This window comes from Helicobacter bilis (assembly GCF_900198365.1).
Taxonomy (GTDB): Bacteria; Campylobacterota; Campylobacteria; order Campylobacterales; family Helicobacteraceae; genus Helicobacter_A; species Helicobacter_A bilis_B.
Genome location: NZ_FZMS01000004.1, coordinates 15,778 through 35,993 on the forward strand (window position 1 = coordinate 15,778; position 20,216 = coordinate 35,993).

Annotated in this window: 17 protein-coding genes; 8 read left to right on the top strand and 9 right to left on the bottom strand. The window is 34.7% G+C overall.

All coding sequences use genetic code 11. The annotated features are described in order from the left end of the window. Positions 1 to 2: 2 nt before the first annotated feature. The 8 genes from ccoP (at position 3) to leuB (ending at position 7,437) form a co-directional block, all read left to right on the top strand. Positions 3 to 890: a cytochrome-c oxidase, cbb3-type subunit III gene (gene ccoP / locus C6H08_RS00680; protein ID WP_034563555.1), complete on the top strand. Its 888-nt coding sequence runs from the start codon at positions 3 to 5 to the stop codon at positions 888 to 890. 14 nt (positions 891 to 904) lie between these two features. Then, positions 905 to 1,114 carry a DUF4006 family protein gene (locus C6H08_RS00685; RefSeq protein WP_004088124.1) on the top strand — a complete coding sequence of 70 codons (210 nt, stop codon included), beginning with the start codon at positions 905 to 907 and terminating at the stop codon, positions 1,112 to 1,114. Between the two features lie 198 nt (positions 1,115 to 1,312). Further along, positions 1,313 to 1,993, top strand: a complete 681-nt coding sequence (locus C6H08_RS00690) for a hypothetical protein (RefSeq protein WP_233708403.1) — start codon at positions 1,313 to 1,315, stop codon at positions 1,991 to 1,993. A 2-nt stretch (positions 1,994 to 1,995) separates the two neighbouring features. Beyond that, positions 1,996 to 2,616 carry a hypothetical protein gene (locus tag C6H08_RS00695; protein WP_034580187.1) on the top strand — a complete coding sequence of 207 codons (621 nt, stop codon included), beginning with the start codon at positions 1,996 to 1,998 and terminating at the stop codon, positions 2,614 to 2,616. 15 nt (positions 2,617 to 2,631) lie between these two features. Then, the gene (rnpA, locus tag C6H08_RS00700; protein ID WP_034580186.1) at positions 2,632 to 3,057 is read left to right on the top strand and encodes a ribonuclease P protein component; all 426 of its coding nucleotides are present in this window, start codon (positions 2,632 to 2,634) and stop codon (positions 3,055 to 3,057) included. 1,214 nt (positions 3,058 to 4,271) lie between these two features. Further along, positions 4,272 to 4,436 (top strand): toxin-antitoxin system YwqK family antitoxin, encoded by a 165-nt coding sequence (locus C6H08_RS11645; RefSeq protein ID WP_233708404.1) that lies wholly within the window; start codon positions 4,272 to 4,274, stop codon positions 4,434 to 4,436. 662 nt (positions 4,437 to 5,098) lie between these two features. Continuing rightward, positions 5,099 to 6,034 (top strand): hypothetical protein, encoded by a 936-nt coding sequence (locus C6H08_RS00710; RefSeq protein ID WP_034580185.1) that lies wholly within the window; start codon positions 5,099 to 5,101, stop codon positions 6,032 to 6,034. 329 nt (positions 6,035 to 6,363) lie between these two features. Continuing rightward, the gene (gene leuB / locus C6H08_RS00715; RefSeq protein ID WP_104686065.1) at positions 6,364 to 7,437 is read left to right on the top strand and encodes a 3-isopropylmalate dehydrogenase; all 1,074 of its coding nucleotides are present in this window, start codon (positions 6,364 to 6,366) and stop codon (positions 7,435 to 7,437) included. Between the two features lie 364 nt (positions 7,438 to 7,801). Here the strand turns inward: leuB and C6H08_RS00720 are convergent, their stop codons facing one another. The 9 genes from C6H08_RS00720 to C6H08_RS11650 all read right to left on the bottom strand — a co-directional run bounded on the left by C6H08_RS00720 (position 7,802) and on the right by C6H08_RS11650 (position 20,071). Beyond that, positions 7,802 to 9,835, bottom strand: coding sequence for an ATP-dependent helicase (locus tag C6H08_RS00720; RefSeq protein ID WP_034563538.1), 2,034 nt, complete (start codon positions 9,833 to 9,835; stop codon positions 7,802 to 7,804). A 95-nt stretch (positions 9,836 to 9,930) separates the two neighbouring features. Next, on the bottom strand, positions 9,931 to 10,686 hold the full coding sequence (locus tag C6H08_RS00725) for an RluA family pseudouridine synthase (protein ID WP_034564666.1): 756 nt from the start codon (positions 10,684 to 10,686) through the stop codon (positions 9,931 to 9,933). Positions 10,687 to 10,798: 112 nt separating this feature from the next. After that, the gene (locus tag C6H08_RS00730; protein ID WP_052100037.1) at positions 10,799 to 12,358 is read right to left on the bottom strand and encodes an SLC13 family permease; all 1,560 of its coding nucleotides are present in this window, start codon (positions 12,356 to 12,358) and stop codon (positions 10,799 to 10,801) included. 113 nt (positions 12,359 to 12,471) lie between these two features. After that, complete coding sequence (locus C6H08_RS00735; protein ID WP_034580184.1) at positions 12,472 to 12,981, bottom strand: hypothetical protein; 510 nt, start codon at positions 12,979 to 12,981, stop codon at positions 12,472 to 12,474. A gap of 20 nt (positions 12,982 to 13,001) precedes the next feature. Beyond that, a complete protein-coding gene (locus C6H08_RS00740) occupies positions 13,002 to 13,586 on the bottom strand; it encodes a DUF502 domain-containing protein (protein WP_034563534.1) in 585 nt (194 codons plus the stop codon). Between the two features lie 9 nt (positions 13,587 to 13,595). Beyond that, complete coding sequence (locus tag C6H08_RS00745) at positions 13,596 to 15,962, bottom strand: RNB domain-containing ribonuclease (protein WP_138154592.1); 2,367 nt, start codon at positions 15,960 to 15,962, stop codon at positions 13,596 to 13,598. Beyond that, positions 15,944 to 18,301 carry a ribonucleoside-diphosphate reductase subunit alpha gene (locus C6H08_RS00750; protein ID WP_034563529.1) on the bottom strand — a complete coding sequence of 786 codons (2,358 nt, stop codon included), beginning with the start codon at positions 18,299 to 18,301 and terminating at the stop codon, positions 15,944 to 15,946. Before C6H08_RS00750 ends, C6H08_RS00745 begins: the two co-directional genes overlap by 19 nt. Positions 18,302 to 18,310: 9 nt before the next feature. Further along, complete coding sequence (locus C6H08_RS00755) at positions 18,311 to 18,952, bottom strand: NAD(P)H-dependent oxidoreductase (RefSeq protein ID WP_034563526.1); 642 nt, start codon at positions 18,950 to 18,952, stop codon at positions 18,311 to 18,313. Between the two features lie 984 nt (positions 18,953 to 19,936). After that, entirely contained in the window at positions 19,937 to 20,071 is a 135-nt protein-coding gene (locus tag C6H08_RS11650; protein WP_233708405.1) for a PIN domain-containing protein, read from the bottom strand. Positions 20,072 to 20,216 lie beyond the last annotated feature (145 nt).

Sequence of the window (20,216 nt, forward strand, 5' to 3'; positions counted from 1 at the left end):
TAATGGGTTGGTTAAGCGATCATGTCAATTTACTTGGCTTTATTGGTGCTGTGGTGATTCTTTTACTAACCATTGCAATAGCGTGGTTTTACATTCAAAAGATGAAGACAGAGAGTGTAGGTGGAGAGCTTACGGAGCATTCATGGGATGGTATTAAAGAGTTTAATAATAATATCCCAACAGGTTGGCTTTTATCCCTTTTGGGACTTATGATATGGGCTGTTTGGTATATCCTTTTTGGCTATCCTTTGAACGCTTACTCACAAATTGGTGAATACAATCAGGAATCTCATGCCTATAATCAAAAGTTTGAAACCGTGCATGCAAATCTAGATTCAGATAAATTGCGTGAAATGGGTGAGCAAATCTTCCTTGTGCAATGCGCACAATGTCATGGTTTAACAGCTGAAGGCAATGATGGTAAAGCACAGAATCTTACCCATTGGGGTAAGATCGATGGCATTATGGATACTATCCGCAATGGTAGCACAGGGCTTACAAAAGAGAATGGCGAAGAGTTTGGTGGTATGCCTCCGGGTCTTTTAAGTGAAGAAAAAGATATTCAAGCAGTTGCTCACTATGTAATGAGTGAAATCGTTAAAGACACTTCTATGAAATATGATGAAGAGCTAGTAAAAGCTGGAAATGAAATCTATCATAGTGAAGAAAATGGCACATGTTTTCAATGTCATGGTGCTAATGGCGAGGGTGTAGAAGATATGGGTCCATCACTTCAAACCTATGGAAAAACTGGGTTTTTAGCAAATGTTTTGAAGCATGGCAAAAAAGGCGAAATAGGACTTATGCCATCTTTTGAATATCTTAATCTAAGTCAAAAAGAAGTAGAAGCTTTGCAGTCATTCATCGCAGCAAAGCAAAAGATTCAGTAATCTAAGGAGAGTGTATGCAAGCGATTATAAATATTCTAAATAGTTTGGTTGGCTTTTTACTTGCCGTGTTGCTTGTAGTGGCTGCAGCAGCGATTGGCGGTTATAATGCTGTAAAGATTCAGCAATCAAGTGCTACGACATTTTATAGCATTGATTCACATAATCTAAAAAAGAATGACACTGCAAATCGTGATGCGTTTAAAATTGTAGAAAGCAAGGAATAGGAAGGAGTTTATGATGAAATTTACAGGACTTGAAAAATTTGTAGCACTTGTGCTTGTTGGATTTGGCTTACTTACCATTGTGCTTACGCTTATGCCTTATGAATTTTTGCATGCAGTATGAAGCAAGAAGTGAGTTGCAGTTTGAATAAAGCATATATTTTAATATATATTATTCATTTAGCCATACTGCAAACGTTTATGTTTGCAAATGGTAGTAAGCAATCTAGCATTGCAGATACAGAATCTACTCTGCTAGATAAATCTAGCAAAGATTCTAAAACTAATGAAAAATTGGCACAAGGTGCTAGTGCATATTTGCAAGGGGATATTGATATACTCTCGCAAAATGCACCTACGATCGTGCAAGAACTCTCTAGTATTATATATGAAAAAACGGGTGTAAAAGTCTTTTTACATGTTGTTAAAAATACGCCGCAAAATGATACACAGACAGATATAAATGCAAAATTTCAAAACAGAAGATCCTGTGAGACTCACATTACAGAACAAATGCAGGGTAATTATGCTATTATATTTCTTTTCTATAATGACCATGCCATAACGCTAAAAAGCAATTTGCCTTTTTTAAATGATACTCATGCAGCAGAGTTGCTAGAAGACTATGCCTATCCTTATTTACCCGCTGATTCCGTTGGGACATTGCGATATAATGATGGGGTAAATGAAGGGGTATCAAATCTATATCTTGCATTAACACATAAAATTGCAAAGCATTATAATTTCGAGCTTAACGCACCAAAACCTATGGAAAACCAAAGCGATGCAACGAAAGTTGTCATATACGCCATGTTGCTTATTCTCATTGGCTTGTTTATACTTGTGCGTTTTGGGCTGCTTGCATTTAAGAAAAAAGGATAAAGATGACAGAAAAAAAACGCACATTATGGCCACTTGGGATATTGCTTGTTATCGCATTGGGCATTGTTCTCATTGTGATAAGCATTAGGATTTCAAGTAAGCAAAGCATTGATACAGATCGCACTTTTAACCTAAAACGCATAGAGCTAGATGAAAAAATTAATGCTATTATGCAACAACAAAATGCCTTTGAAAGTCTTTATAATGTGCGTATTAGCACCATTGGAGATCGCATGAATGCAGTGATTATGAAAAATCCCTATTATGTAACCCCTGTTCCACGAGACACACCAGAAAAAGAGGGTTTATTGCAAAGTAAAGATAATGTAATCACAATATATGTTGAAAAGAAAAAAGATAGCAATAATATACAAGATATGCCTATAGAATCTGTCGGATTAGAGTTTGTAAGACTTGACCAAGGTGAAAAGGAAGTGAGTGTGCTTACCATTCCTATGGAAAAGAGTGAGGAAAATACATATTCCACTAAAACTTTTTCATTACCTATGCAAGGGTATTATCAAGCTAGATTCAAAATTAATGCTAAAAATGCGACACAAGATAAAGAAATCCCGGTTTATTTTTATCATTGGGTGTTTAATAAGCAAGATTCACATCTATAATATTAAGCGATATTCATGCAGCAATCTACAAATACAAAACATAAGAAAATAGACACGCTAAAAAATTCCTATGAGTTTGATATAGTGTTTAAAAATGGTTTGCGTTTTAATAGGGATTTCATGGCAATTTATGCTATGCCTTTGCGTGATTTTATATTTCATTTACGCAAAAAAAAACAATACAATCGTTTTATAGAATCTAAAATGCTTTTAGGTTTTAGCATTAATAAAAAAGTGGCAAAAGCATGCAAAAGAAATCTCATTAGACGCAGGATTAAGGCGGTTATGCAGGAATATGGCACAAAATACAGGGGATATGCCTTTGTTTTTATATGTCGAAAAGGTATTAGTGACTATGATTTTATCGCGTTAAAAAAACATATTCTATATAGCACAAAAAAGCTTACTCAACCAAGAAATACAACTGAAGATAAACGATAGTGCAACCACCAACAAGATAAGTTCTGATTAAAGAATTTAAATTCCTTGATACAAAGCTATAGTATCCACTTTAGCACACATAGGAAACTTTGTTTTGTAAAACAAAAGCCAACATAACACTTGAAACAAAATTATCTTTAAAGCATTACAAGATTATTGATGCTTTAATCCAAGTTAAAACAATGTAAACAAAAATACTTTAGTTTTTGCATTCTTTACTTAATAGATTTATAATCTTTATTGTGTAGTTTTATATGCCTTTTAAGCACATAAAACCTGCTTTAATATGAGCAATGTTTTTGTGTATCCTTTTTTAGAATACATAAAAAAATACACATAAGGCACAGACAAAAAAATGTGTATGGAAGTAAAAAAGAATTTAACATATAGGTAACTTTAAATAACTTGTTAAAAATTCCTTAAATAAGGCTTTGCGGGTGTTGGTGTGTGTTTGTATTTGTGATTGGGTGTTTTTGTGTTTAAGTTTTGTAAAAAGTGTATCCTTGTATGTGTTTTATTGAAGATATAGGAGTATGGGAAATATGATAATCCACTATCAAGCATTATGCAAAATATACAAACACTAAGACAACCTCTAGACAAATTGATAGGAGTGTGTCATTATAAAAAATATTAAAATTTGCATTGTTGGCATAAATTGCTCTGGTAAAAGCACACTTTTTGGAAAAACTGAAAGATTTATTGCCGCATTGTAGGATTATTGGAGACTCTCATACATTATGTGAGATTGGTAAAATCCAATCAATAAACATTGAAAAATATCGACAAACAAGCAAAGATAAGCTAAGAAAAAAGTTGTCAGTAAATATTAGAATCTACAAGTAAAAATGTGATCGCAAGTGAGCATTGTAGGTGTTTTAAGTAAAAATACCACCTTTAGAATTGCAGTAAAAAAAAGGGGGGGGGGGGGATATAAGATTTGATGGCTTAATATTATTTTTAGATATTGATATTGGAGTAATTAGGCAAAGAATGCGGAATAGAAATAGAATCGATATGAGATTTAAAACGCTATGAGTGAAAATTCGATTTTATCAATGATTTTGTGCAGTGTTGTTTCTTTTTCACTCTTACATGCAAATCATTAAAGGAACATAAAGCAAAGAGGATACAAGAATAGGTTATGTCGAGAAGGAATTACTATGAAGATGAAAATCTTTACATTGAAACACCATATAAAAACGGAGCGATATATGGTACAGGAAAAAACCATTATTGAAGTGGGATTAAAGTCCAAAATGCTATTTAAAAATGCAAAATTAGAAAGTATTTATAAGCTATATAATAAAAGCGGGAATCTTCGATTTGAAATGCCAATTGAAAATAATAAACGAGAAAGCACGGCAATATTCTATTGACCATGCGGAGATATATCCGCAGAAATCCAATATACAAATGACAAGATAAACGGCATTGTAAAATTTTATGACAAAGAAAAAACTTATCTGGCAAACCAATGCATAAAATGGCAAACTTGTTAGCGGAAAATACCCTAGTGGTAAATCCCTAACAAATACACATCTTACAAGATTAACTAATGATATAAACCAAGATGGCGTTGCTATGCTTACTGATATGATATACATGAAAAATAAATGAAACTTAGAAATTTTATAATGTAAAATAGCATTAAAGATTCTAAATAGATTAATCTCTTAGGTTCTAGAAACAGATATTTTCTAAAATCTAGCTTATGGATTTCAACGCAAAATCTTGCTATAAATTGAAATCAATATCCAATTGTCATTATTCCTGATTTTATTTCCCTTAAGCATAAATCACTTCTTGTTTATCTTTGCTTAACTCTTTAATTTCTTGCGTATTCATGTATTTATCTGCTAAATTGATTTATTGTTTTTTTACTTTTGTTGTGTGATTGGGTTTATATCCATTCATCACATTATGTGTTATTGTATATCAATTCTGTGTAAATAGTAAAACATACGATAAAACACATGGATACTTTATTAATTACATAATTTTTCAGTATAATGCAAAAATTATTTTTTTAGGAGTTTAAATGTTAAATTTTAAAAATGGAACATGTGGTGTGCTTATGGCTTTGTGCCTTGTTTCACCACTACATGCAAAGATAAGTGCAAAAGATTCTGTGGAAAAAGTGATGATAGGTTTAGGTAAAGGTGTGTCAAATTTTACCTATGATTGTCAAGGTAATGATGTGAAAGCGAGTTGTGTTACTAAGAAAATAGATATAGAAGATGGGATTAGCTTTCGCAATGTAAAGCTTGATTACATGATAGACAATAAGAATTTTAATCAGGCAATATCCTTTGATGTGCAGGTGTCAGATCCTAGAGTGGATAGAGAAATGCTTGAGTTTATACCAAAGAGAGTGGTTTGTTCTTCGCCTAGCAGCTTGCAAGGTAAAACATATAAGGGGCAGATAAATTGCGAGATTATCGCACCAACCTATGTTTTAAAAACTAAGGGTGTTGGCTCTATGGAATCACATAGATTCTTAAACAAGGATATAGACAAAGTGTTTGATGATTTAGAGCAAATGCTAGAGGATACTGATGATTCTAATATGCAGCAAAAGTTGAAAGATTTTAAGGTTGATATTAGAGAGATTGTTTTAGATGTAAAGGGTATCCAGTTTGCAAATAAAATGTTTGGTGTTTTGAAAAAAGATGATCCAAATTTCACAAAAGAGCAGTATAACGCAACCGTGAATATGGGCGTAGCTATGGTACCAGTAGGACTTGCCAATGCAAGAGTTTCAGAATCTAGTCTAGAGCAAGTCTCAAAGGCAGCGGCAGCCTTAGGCGATATAGCACTCTCAAAGAAACAACAAGCGATTATTACGCTAAAGCGTAAAAGCGCGGCAATGCTAGAACTCGCAGATTTGCCAGACTTAATTGCAAAAATAGATGCTGATCCATCAGTTTTATTGAAATACCTTGATGAGTATGAAATATCTGTTGTTACACGCTAAATTCTCAGTTTAGTCTTGTTGTGTTTGTCGCAAGGCAAAAAATGTAGTTTGTCGTCTATGCTTTGTGTGTTTTTGGGATTAGATTCTAAAGTTTTGTCATCACAGAAGCGAATGTGTAGTGGGCGAAACTACAAATCCGATGCATAAATTCTTCCAAATTATGCGTATCTTTGGAAAAACATGTTAAATTATGAAAGCCCAACATGGCTTCCATGTAAAAGATGTTTTGCCTACACATTAATGTAAAAAGATCTAGGTTGTACAAAAATAATACAAATGACTGAATGTGAATGTTAGCACAAGGGCGAATCTTATAAAAAGGAGAGAGAATGAAAAAACAAATAGCAGTAATACAGGGCGATGGTATCGGCAGAGAAGTCATCACACAAGCCCTAAAGGTGTTAGATTCTATATCAAAAGTGTATAAGCACGAGTTTGTGTATAAGGAAGTCTTAGCGGGTGGCTGTGCGATTGATGCTTGTGGGGAGTGTTTGCCTAAGGAGAGTTTGGATATTTGTAAGAGTAGTGATAGCGTTTTGCTAGGGGCGGTTGGCGGTCCAAAATGGGATAAAGAGCCAAGCCATAACCGCCCAGAATCCGCCCTTTTAAGACTTAGAAAAGAGCTAGGTGTATTTGCTAATATCCGCCCAGCCACACTTCTGCCGGAGCTAAAAAATGCTAGTCCGCTAAAAAGCGAAATATTGCAAAAAGGCATTGATTTTGTTATCGTGCGTGAGCTTGTGGGTGGAGCGTATTTTGGTAGGCATTTGTGTGAAGAGAGAAATGGCGAAAAAATCGCTACTGATGAGATGAGCTATACACAACCTCAAATTGAATCTATCGCAAGAGTGGGCTTTGCAATCGCACAAAAACGCAAGAAAAACCTTGTGTCCGTGGATAAGGCAAATGTGTTAAGCTCATCTCGTTTATGGCGTGAAGTGGTGGAAAATGTGGCAAAAGACTATCCCGATGTAAGTCTAAGCCATATGTATGTGGATAATGCGGCAATGCAGATTTGCCGTGTCCCTAGTGCGTTTGATGTGATTTTAACGGAGAATATGTTTGGGGATATTTTGAGCGATGAAGCAAGTGTCATCACAGGCACCATTGGCGTAATCCCCTCTGCCTCACTCTCTCAAGACACTTTAGGGCTATATGAGCCAATCCACGGCAGCGCACCGGATATTGCCGGGACAGACAAGGCAAACCCCATCGGCACGATTTTATCCGTGGCGATGATGTTAGAGCTTTCATTTGGGCTAAAGCAAGAGGCACAAGCGGTGCGGAATGCGGTGAATCTTGCCTTGAGAGAAGGCTATCGCACAGGCGATATGATGGATAAAGATTCAAAGCTGATAGGCTGTGAAAAAATGGGAGATATTATCAGCGGGTTTGTGGGGTAGCTATATTGATATATGTAATATGGAATTTTAGTTTCTATAACAAATTGTCATACTGAGCCTTTGAGCGAAGTATCTAATATAGAATCAAAGATATTTCGTGCTTACGCACTCAATATGACAAGATTTTAGAAACTAAGGGTATTTTACACATAAAGATTCGGATTTAAAAACAAGTTTTTTTTTGCAATCTGTCACCCCTAGAGTATTACTTGAGACAGGGGTTTGTGGGCGAAAAACATGAAATTCTAGCTTAACAGAGCTAAGGAAGTTATGCAGAATCTAAAAAGTGTTTTTTGTTTATCAATTTAGAAATGAAAATATTGTGAGAATTATTTTAGACGAAGTAACAATATGGTAACTACATTCATGCAAAATCTTGCTTGTTTAATAACCCCCCTTCAAATAAAAAAGCTGATGGCTTATATGAAGTTTTGCTATCTTGCTTTGCATAAGAGAGATAGAGATACTCTTTTGCCCTAGTTAAAGCTACATAAAAAAGTCGTCTTTCTTCTTCAATGCTCCCACCCCTTGCTGCAAGCTTATGATTTGGGAATCTACCATCCATTAAATCCACTACAAATACACATGAAAACTCCAATCCTTTACTCGCATGCACGCTTAAAAGATTCACCCCATCTTCCTCATTTATATCACTGCCACCAAGCACCATTGCGTTTAAAAAGGACTGAATATTTGAGTAGTTTTCACTGATATTACACAGGATATTAAGACGCGATAATAGCCTTTTTTTAGAATCTTCATAGAGTGTTTCATCTTGCTTTCCATCTTTGGTTTTTGAGCGATCTTTGAGTAGAGATTCTGTATAATTTTTATAAAGTGCTGTTTCTATTAGATTTTGTAATAGAGACCTTGGCGTGAAAATAGCATTATTTTCCTTATAAGCAGTAAAAAAATCATTAAAAAACAAGGCTGCTTCTCGTTCAATTTTAGGATGTGAGAAAAGCGGGTGTGAGTGAAAATCTTTGTGTAAAAGGTTATTGAATCTAGAGCATTCCTCATGGCGAAAAAAGTCATCAAATAGCCCCAAACCGCTATTTATAGCCTTTTTTGGATAGCACTCTTTTGTTCTATCTGGTGTTAATAAACCCTTTTTACAATTCCCATGCCCTAGAATGATTAAGGCTTCAAAAATATCTTTTGCAATGCTATTCCCAATACCTTTTGCATGGCTTAATATATGAATGTAGCTCATCATATCCCGCTCATTTGTAAGCACACTGCATAAACATAGTAAAAATTCAATCTCTTTAGAATCAAAAAAGCTCCCACTCCCCTTTCTCTTGCTACCAATATGAAGCGCTCTTAATGCTGCTTGCAGACCATCGGCACTGACATTATTACGATAAATAATAGCAAAATCATTATAGGGCAGCCCCTCTCTTTCATGTATCTCTTTTATCCGCTTTGCAATACCACTATATTGTGAAAACATATCTTCATACACAAGCACAGAGGGCAGGTGTGCTACGCCGCTTTTTATCACCTCAAGGCTTTTTGGATAGATTCTGGGATTATGTGAGATGACTTTATTTGCAAGGTCTAAAATATGTTTGCCTGAGCGATAATTTTTACTCAAAGAAAAGACATTTGCATTTGGATAATTCTCCACAAAGTTTGTAATAATGCTAATATCTGCCCCATTAAACGCATAAATGCTTTGGTCATAATCTCCCACGCAAAAAAGGCTTTGCGGCGAAATCGCACGAATGATAGAATCTTGCAAGGGATTAGTATCCTGATATTCATCACATAACACTTCAATGTAGGGTATCTCGCCATTCTCTTTTAATCGCACCAACTCTTCTCTGTATAAAAGCAATAAGTCATTATAGTCAGCATAGGCATATTCTGCCTTTAGATTCTGAAACTCATCAAAAATATCTTCATAGATATCGATAAAATCCATCTGTTCTGCATTTTTATTACCTAGCCATTCCCCATAACTTTGGTCTATTGTGCTGTTTTTATAAAGCGAGTATGAATCATAGAGATATTGATAGGAATAGGGTGCTTTATCAAACTTAAACTGCCGTCTATCATAAATGCTTTTAAATAGAATCTTTAGCTCTCGTGGTTGTTTCAGTGTGATTTTTTTATGCTCTTTTAAATAGCGATAAGCGACACTATGAAATGTCCCTGCTTCAATCTTATTTGCTAATGTTTTATCAAAGATTTTCCCCACTCGCTCAATCATCTCATGTGAAGCCTTATTTGTAAAAGTAAGCAGTAAAATCTCATGAGGTTTAATGCCTCGCTCAATTAAGGTTGCAATGCGTCCTACAATCGTTGAGGTTTTGCCTGTCCCAGCACTTGCTATCACAAGATTATGCCCTAAGGGGGCATTACATGCTTTGTATTGCTCTTCATTTAATTTCATAATACGCCTTTGTTGAGTGTATAATTTTTATTTCTCAAATACTTTTTAGCATTAAAATAATACTTGAATATAATGATGAACTAGGCAATGATAAATCAAGACTCACTCACCCCAAAGGCTTCGTGTATATCCAGCTTGCTTTCAAATGTATAGCCTAGAAGTGAAGTCTTTTGACAATGCAGCATTAATCGCTTTGCTTTTATTAAGCTTGTTTTATTATAGATAATATCGCCTATGATTGGGTGTTTAATGCTTTTTAGATGGATTCGTATTTGATGGGTTCTACCTGTTGGAATCTGCACGGATACAAGCGTGGTATGCGTAAAGGTTTGCAAGGGTGTAACTATGCTTTGTGCGTCCAAGCCTTCGTTATCAATATGGCTTTTTGCTTTAGAATCTTTTTGTGTGCTAATCTTTTTTTCAATATTTACTTCTTCATAGAGTTTGCCCTCAATTAAGGCAAAATACATTTTTTCTACTTCTTTTTGTTTGAAAGCTTGGATTGCTTTTTGTCGCATTTTTTCATTTTTTGCAAGCAGGATTACCCCGCTTGTGTCTTTATCAAGGCGATTTATAAGCTTATAATGCGGATAGGTTTTAAGCAAACTATAGCTTTCAATCCCCACACTTTTATCAAGGGCTAGTATATCATCATCTTCAAATATCACGACACAAGGTGTGGTAAGCACCTCAAACTTTGTATTAAGTGGCAGTAAAGTCCTTGCGATAAGCAACCTTTTCCCTTTAATGCTTACCCTACCTGAATCAATTAAATCTTTTGCTTTATTTGTAGATATATTGCGTTGCAGGGCAAGTAGTTTATAAGCTTTTTCGCCTTGCTCTGTTTGCATGGGCTTTTTTGTGAGTATTTTTTGTGTTTTAGTTTTTGCATCTCTTTTAGCATGAGTTTTGTTTTTAGGTGCTTTTTTACGCTCCATAGTTATCCTTATTTAGAATCTAGTTTTAGCCAAGCGGTTTTACTTCAAGGAAGCTCCACCAATACCACACAGAAAATAGCGTAACACACACAATGCCAACAAGACTTAATAAAAAGCCAAAGCGTATCATATCCCATGCCTTAATTCCCCCTTGTGCAAAGACTATCGCATTAGGCGGTGTGCTAATAGGAATCATAAATGAAAAACTCGCACAAATAGTTACCACAAGCATAAGCAACACGCGAGAAGTATCACTCAAAAACGGCTGTGTGGCGACTTCTATAATAGGCAAAAGTATGGCGATTAAAGCCGTAGTTGATAAAAATCCAGTCGCTATAATAGAAAACACACAAGCAAAAAAGATAAAAGCAATGAAAGGCAAACCATCAAAACGCGCAAAAAATGAGGTAAATGCCCCGCCAAGCTCTGCTTGTGAAAATGCAGTGGCAATACAGAATCCAGCACCAAATAAGAATATAATCTCATAAGGTATAGATTTTGTATCGTCCCAATCTAAAAAGCCAATTTTTGGGATAAACATCATTAAGCCAAAGGCAAGTAAAATGACATTTTCATTAAAGCCAAGCCCACTATAAAATGGTCGTATAGGCGAGTTTAAAAGCAATATCACAAGTAAAGCAGCAATGAAAACTAAAAGTCTTTTATGTGTGCCATTTATATGGATAGAATCAAATAAGCTAAGATTAAGGGACTCTTCACTCACGCCATAGGATAGAATCTTTATCATCATAAATAGCATTAAAAATGTAAGGGGTGCCATCATAAAAATCCAAGTTGTAAAGCTAATGCCGCTTAAACCTTGAGATTCTAAAAAGCCAAGATAAATGAGATTTGGCGGACTTCCAATGGGTGTAGTAATACCGCTAATGCTTGCCCCAAAGGCTACGGCTAGTAAAAATCTTGTGCGTAAAATCTTATTATCTGTGATAGACATAGCAACAGGGAGTAATAATAGGGCAACAGTGGAGTTTGATAACGCAGTCCCAAGTGCCACAGAAGCCACACCTAAGGCGGATATAACGCCCTTTGTATTTTTTGGGAATCTTGCTAAAAACCATTTTGCTATTACTCTGTGTAGCCCTATCTTCTCTGTCGCAGTTGCTATCATAAAGCCACCTAAGAAGAGATAAATGATAGGGTTAGCATAGTTTGCAGTGGCACTTTTTGTATCAAGTATGCCAAAGCTTGGGAATAAAATGATAGGAAGCAGTGAGACAACGCCCATAGGTAACGCCTTATTCGTCCAAAGTGTTACAAGTAAGCCCATAATGCCTATAAGCGTTGAAACTCTCAATGTTGCATGTAAATAGAAATATGCAAAGCAAAACACAATCGCACCTATAATAAGAGCTAAACCAACGCCAAGCAGGACACTTAGAATCTTTTCTTGTTGTTTTTCTTCGCTTGCTTCTTTTTGTGTTGTGTTTATAGAATCTGTGTTATGTGTTTGATTGTTTTGTTGCGATGAAGTTTCTGTGTTGTTTGTGGATTCTAAATTTTCTTGTGTAGATTCTAAAATTTTAGAATCTAGCTTCTCTCTATCCTCTGTGCTTGTATTTTGCATAAAACCCCTTTGTAAGACTAAAAGCAGGATTATAACAAAAAAGTATCGATTACAAAAGTCCTAGATATCATTTACATGTTATTAATGAGTAAGGTTTTAGGCTAGATTCTAAACTAACCATAAGTCAAAAGCAATGCAGTGATAGCATAAATAAAATACAAAATACCATCAAGCATTTTAATACGCCATGAATAAACCGGTATCAATAAATAGCTAATGAAAAGCACAAAACCTAGCGATAAAAGCATGTAAATATCACGCAAATGCACCACATAAAGCACAATATAAGCAGCAATAATAAAAAGCGTATTGACAAGCAAGTATTTTAAACGCAACATGACAATGCAAAAATGCAAAATCACAGCGACAAATAAAAAACCATTTTCAAAAAATGGATTATTTGCTAAAGATTCTGGAAAGTCTAAGTTAAAAATAGAAACAATAAAGATATATAGCCCACTCATAATTAAAGCGATAAAAAGACTGACAAAAAGCCATGAAGTCTGCCCTGCGGTTGCACTATCCACACCACTTTTTTCAAGACTATTCTTTAATGGTGTGTATAGGGGGATACCACTTTTTTCTTCACTCTTTTCTTTTTTATCTTTCTTTTTAATAGACATATTATTCTCTATTTAGGAATCTATTTCATACCAAAAGATACGACCTTTTTCAAACCATCACTCACACTCATTGACGACTTTTTCAGCTTATCTTTATGAATCCTTAATAAAAGCCCAGAAGTAGGTGGTGCAAGCGGACAAAATACCCAAAAATACTCTCCCTCTTCTTTTGTGATAAATCCTAGAATATCCCCTTCACCAATCGTTACATAAGCAACGCCCAAATATTTATCTTTTGAGCTGCCACCTATCATACTGACTAAATCTTTGATCGTATAATACACACTTCCCATAACAGGAATCTTAGATAGCACCCACTCGCCAAGCTTCACAAAAATGGCATTTTGACGCTTCTCAAACTTATAACCGATATAAAGGATAATCGCAAACATAACTAAGAGTAAGCCAACACTCACAACAATGCTAGGAAGTGTCGTATCAAGATTCTCATTTGCTATCTTTTTAACAATAAAATGCACCATATCAAGTATGAGAATCCACATACCCTCCAAAATCCCAAATAAAAAGAAAAGTAGCCACACTACAACTGCAAATGGCAAAATAACCATTATGCCTTTCCCTAAGATTCTAAATATTGCGTTCATATATTCCCTTTATGTATTATTTTTTTGTGTTATAGGTTCTGCTTTGAGACTTAAAGTATTAAAATCGACATCAATTATTTGAATCTGTATAACTTCATGTGTGTTTATAACGCAATCTTTACAATCAATCTCAACACTACAATAGCCAACTTTATGTAAAGGAAAACCATAGGCGACATTTTTTCTCACCATAAAAACTAGGGCTTCATCATTAAAAGGCACTAAACTTTGTGCGTAGCGAAGCATTTTTAAGCGTTTATAATAAGATTCTATAGAATCAAACTGCACTTCTCTCTTGTTGATATGGGCTAATATAGTCTTTGCTTCACGCATAATATATTGCAATGCTTTTGTGTTATTGTGTAAATGTGCTGTGATTAAGCGATGGACTAAAAGATCACTATAACGGCGAATAGGCGAAGTAAAATGCGTATAAAATGGGAATCCTAATCCAAAATGCCCGATACTATTACTCATATAGTTTGCTTTAGCAAAATGCCTTACAATGCAAAAATCAGCGATATGCCTTTTATTCTGTTTTATCGCCTCTTTTTGTAAAGCTTGCAAGGTAGTTAGCATACTATTGTGTTTTTTATTGCGTTTAGATTCTATGCTTTTAGGGCGTATATTCATATCTGCTAAAATGTTTAAAAGCTTATAAAAGTCCCTTTTATTTGGCTCTGCATGATTGCGATAGATTCCATGTTTTATGCTGTGTAGATACATTGCACTTGCTTGATTTGCAAGTAGCATTGCTTCTTCTACAATAGTGTGAGAAATATCTTTAGAATCTATTGTTATAGAATCTAGTTTTTCATTCTCATCTACTTGCAAGGAAAAATCCCTTAATGCTAGATCGATTCCATTTTGCATACGCTTTTTGTATAATAAAACTGCAATTTTTGAAAAAGCAAGTAGAGACTCTTCAATGGCTTGATTATTTATGGGTTTAGATTCTATGCTTTGCTTTGTGTGTGCGGAATGCTTGGGTTTAGAATCGAATTTTGTTTCACTAGATTCCATATTTTTGCAAGATTTAGAATCTAGTCTAGATTCTAAAAAATGGCTGACTTGCTTATAATTGAGTGAAGCATGAGAGCAAATCACTGCTTTAAAGATTTGAGAATGCAGGACTTTTACATTTCTTTTATGTAGTTTTAAAGCCCAAACTAATGCTAGTCTCTTTTCATCTTGCTTTAAGGAACAAGCTTGAGAACTAAGCTGTGGTGGCAACATGGGAAAGACTTTATTTGGAAAATACAGACTAAAAGCTCTATCCCTTGCTTCTTTATCTAAAGTGCTATCTAGAGAGACATAGCTGCTTACATCAGCGATTGCTACATACAAAATGCTATGTTTAGAATCATAATAAATCGCGTCATCATGATCTTTTGCATTCACAGGGTCAATCGTGCAAAAGGGCAAATGTGTCAAATCATAGCGACATGTATTATCTAGTTGCTTTTTTATATGGTTTTTAGGCAATGGTATAGATTCTGTATTCATAAAGCTTTTTGCCATATTTTCTGCTTCATTCAAGGCTTTTTTGCTAAAGTCTTTTGGTGTGTAGTCGTTGATATAAAGGGCTATTTCTCTATCTAAACTGCCTTGTGTGAGATTCCCTAAAACTTCTGTTATTTCATTATTTTCATTGACTGCTATGAGTGTAAATTTTGGCAGGGCTTTTAGTGCCTTTTGTGTGGCTTTTACAGGCAGTATCATGCGAGTATCAAGGGCTTGTGCTACTATTCTTTTTTTGCGTTCTGTAATCATGCAAATATGTCTTGTTGCTGCATTAGATTCTGTTGTTTTATGTTTTTTAGAATCTTGTTTTATGTGGCTTGTGTGTTGATTATTTGCATGATATAGATTCTTATTTATTATCATGTTTAGCCCATGTTTATAGTGTAATTCTAACTGCATGACTTTTCTATAATCATTTTTTGGAATCTCTTGATATTTTTTAGAATCTTTTTTTATTCTAATAAGCAGTAAATCATGTATTTGCAATGGCTTTTTTGAAGTGAGTGTAACATAATAGATATAAGGAGTTGTTCGTATAGAATCTTTTCTTTTTGTAGAATCTTTTTGGGCTTGAAGTCTCTTATAAGATATGCTAAAAAAGGCTTCTGTTAGCATGAGTTTATAGGAAGTGTCTGTATGTGGGATTTTCTCTAGTTTTGTAACTACCATAAATTTTACATCTTTTGGTAGAAAATAATATTCACCTTTTGTAGAGATAAGTTTATTTTTACATTCATTTAAAAATGATTGTATAGGGCTACCTGTCTTAATAGGCGTTTTGCTTAAAGCATGAAAAAGTGCGAGTTTCTTTGCATGTTCTTTTGTGCCATTTTTTATTGACAATTTACGCACTCCATGCTTCTATCAACGACATCATCGGTTTCTTTGCTTTGAGAGCGTAGGTAATAAGTAGATTTTAGTCCCAAATTCCATGCAAGCATATAGATTTCATGTAGCTGCTTACCGCTTACAGAATCAAGTCGTATAAAGATATTTAAGCTTTGCCCTTGGTCTATCCACTTTTGACGCACGGCTGCTGCACGCACAAGGTCATGTTGATTAATAGAATAGGCTGATGGATAGAAGTTTATTGTTTCTAGTGTGAGATTAGGCACAACGCTTTTTATCATTCCGCTTAGATTCTCTTCATGCCATATTTGTTTATAAATAGGCTCAATAGTTTGCGTTGTCCCTACAAGTATGCTAATAGAACTTGTAGGTGCGATAGCCATTAAATAGCCATTTCTAATGCCCTCACTCTTCACTAAATCCCTTAAAGATTCCCAATCATAGTGAAAGATTCTCTCTACAATGGCTTTTGCCTTCTCGTTTGCCTTATCAATAGGGAAAATGCCCTTACTCCAATTTGAGCCTTCATAAGTAGGATATGCCCCCCTTTCTTTTGATAGCATTGCACTTGCTTTAATCGCATTGTAGCTAATCGCCTCCATAATGCTATCAATAAGGCTAAAATGTGCTTCACTACCCCATAAGACAAGCTTACTTGCAAGAAGTTCAGCCTCCCCCATAACGCCCAAACCTATCGCACGATTTGCCATATTTGTTACTTTCACTTTGCGACTTGGATAGAAGTTTAAGTCAATCACATTATCAAGCATACGAACCGCAATAGGCACAATCCGCTCAATATCTTCATGCGTGTGAATCTTGCTAAGATTGATACTAGCAAGGTTACACACGGCAGTTTGTCCGCCTGTCTGCACCCTTTGTGTGTTAAATATCTTTTTGCCTTTGAGTGAATCTATACTTGTTAGCTTATTTGCCTTTTTTGTTATACCACTATCTACAACTACTTCTTCATTCTCTTCAAAATAGATTCTCTCTCCATCATCAAACTCTACCTCAACCCTATAATGACTTGGCTCTGTATTTTGAAAAATCTCTGTGCAAAGGTTACTGCTGCGGATAATGCCACTATGTGCGTTTGGATTAGCCCTATTTGCACTATCTTTAAAGCATAGAAAAGGGAGTCCTGTCTCAAAATAGCTATTTAGAATCTTTTTCCATAAATCTTTTGCAGGCATACTTGATACGACCATATTAGGCATTTTTTCTAATTCTTCATATCGCTTTTTAAACTCATCTCCATAAAGATTAGTAAGCTCCCTGCAAGTATAAGGATCAAAGAAACTCCACTTTGAATCTGCTAACACTCTCTCCATAAATAAATCGCAAATCCATAAAGCAGGGAATAAATCATGCGTTCTTCTTCTCTCTTCACCACTATTTTTACGCAGCTCGATAAACTCTGTTACATCATTATGCCATATCTCAATATAAGTTGCTATCGCCCCCTTTCTTGTGCCAAGCTGATCTACGGCAATAGCAATATCATTTGTGATTTTTAAGAATGGGATAATCCCGCCTGCTGCATTCTTATGCCCATCAATGAAGCTGCCAATAGTCCTTACCTGTGAAAAATCCCAGCCAATACCACCACCATATTTACTAAGTAATGCCATCTCCTTGTATGAATCAAAGATTCCCTCAATATTATCAGGCGTGCTACCAATATAGCATGAGCTTAATTGATGTCTTGTAGTCCTTGCATTTGAGAGTGTCGGCGTAGCACACATAACCTCAAAGTTCGATAAAGCATCATAAAATTTTATCGCCCATTCATTGCAATCCTTTTCATTCTGTGCTAAAAACATAGCTATTGCCATAAACATGTGTTGAGGTAACTCAATTGGCTTTCCATTAGAATCTTTTAGCAAGTATCTATCATAAAGCGTCTTAATACCTAGATAATTAAACTGCAAATCTCTATCAGCTACAATCTTAGAATCTAATAAGTCTAAATCAAACTTTTCTTTCAATCCCTTTAAGAGTTTGCCCTCTCTCTCCCCAACCTCAAAATACTCACGCAAATGCCTATATCCAGTAAAATGACTCACACGATGATACAAATCATATAAAAAAAGTCTAGCCGCTACAAAGGTCCAATTAGGACTAGCCACATCGATTTTATCCACCGCAGTTTTTATAAGTGTATCTTGTATTCTCTCTGTTGTTATACCATCATAAAACTGCAATTTCGCATCAACTTCAAGCTCACTTTGACTTGTCCCGCTTAGCCCTTCTACCGCACTTGAAGTATGCTTTTGAATCTTTGTAATGTCTAGCTCTTCCATCAAGCCATTTCTCTTTATCACATATTTTGTTTGCATAACTTCCCCTTATATACTTCTTACAATCTCATCTAAAGACATGCGAAGTCGTTTGCTTTGTGGCATATTGCGATACCCAAGACATAAAAGCAGGCTTACTTGCTCTTTAAAGCTATCCATTTCTAAAACAGATTCTAAAGCCTTCTTATCAAAGCCCTCAATCATACATGAATCAATCCCAAGAAATGCTGCATGATTCATCATCGTAGTCGCCATAATATAGGCTTGATGCCCACTCCATAGCCCTAGCTTCTCAATATCTGCTGTATAGCCCAAAGTCTCTAGCTTTCTTTGTCCATAACGCTCATTTGCATAATGCTTGATTTCTTCTTGTGTCTTTAATCGGCGAGAAAATTTATTGATAATATAATTTGTATGCGGTAGCATATCAACCTTTAATGAAGTATAAATGATGACACAAGACGCATCAACGATTTGATTTTGTCCCCAGCAAGCCTCTTTTACTCTCTCTCTCATCTCATTAGATTCTACAAGTATCATGCGTGTAGGCTCTAGCCCAAAGGAACTTGGTGCAAGCCTACCAGATTCTAAAATCGCTTGAAACTCATCATTTGGAATCTTTTTTGTCTTATCAAAAATCTTACAAGCAAAACGCGACTGCATCGCCTGTAAAAAAGCATCGTTATTCATAGTTAAACCTTTTGTGCGGAAATAAAAAAGGCGTATTGTATCTAAAATTCCCTGTAAATAAACTTATAGTCATATTATGCAATATCGAAAAGCTATCAGATATAAAATTACAAATCATCTAGTCTATTCTATCGCATTCTCATTGATTTAATTCTAAAGTAAAGGCATAAAGATTAACACCTAGTGTTTGTCGAGGTAAAATGTAAGTTTCTTATTGCCAACAAGATATTATAGGTGGCTGAAAAATTTGTTATACTTCTTATAACCATAAAGGAATACAATGGCAAAACAAAAAAGAGGTCGCAACAGATTATTGGGTAAGAGATCTTTTAGGGATTGCAAATATATCTCCCATAGTTACAGGGCAAGAGAGAGGAACTAACAAAGCTAGGAAGCACGATACATATATACAAGTTAATCATACGCTAATCATGTTTTTAATGTTTTATTACCTTTCTTTTATGTTTTTAATGTATCTTTTAATCTTTTGTTTATTAGTAATGTTTGTATTGTATGTTTTATTAAGTTTGTATCTAGTCTTTAATTATTTTGTATTGTGTGTAATTTTAATTTGTATCAAAGTATTAATTAATTTGTAATTTTGTATTGCTTGGTTTGTAATACTTTGTAAAGTGAAAATGTAATATATAATCACTAGATAAAAATCATATAAAAAAGGATTAGATTTTAAGTTATAATGTAAGGGTATTTTAAAGGGTTAAAATCTTTGGAATATGTGTTATTTTACTTGTAATTTTATGTAGTAATGAAAAAAGGATACATAAAAGGATACACAAAAAGCAAAAAGGATTTTTTGCTTAGTGTTTAGAGTATCGGTATTTAGGGCGTTTGGAGTGTTTTTTTGTAACGCCCGGCTTTCTACCATTTAAGCGTTTCTTGTAGATTTCACATTGATAGCTATTGATTGCTTGTATTGCTTTATGTGCATTTCTATTTTCTTTATGCCCTTTATTATCTTTCAATCTATCTATCAAGCTCATCAATTACGATTTGTGGAAGTGTAATTTTAAAATCATTTTTGCGACAAATATCAAAGATAAGATTACAGCTTAAAAGCAAGCAATTTGTATCAACGACAAATATCTTTTGTGTCTGCATTACACCATCTCCTTGAATGTTAATGCAAACTCTATCCAAAAAAAAAAAACAATTAATGAATATATAGAATATTTGTAAAATAAGATTTTTAATCTATAATTTCATTAATTTTTACGACTTTAAAAAAGGAGATTCTATGCGAAGT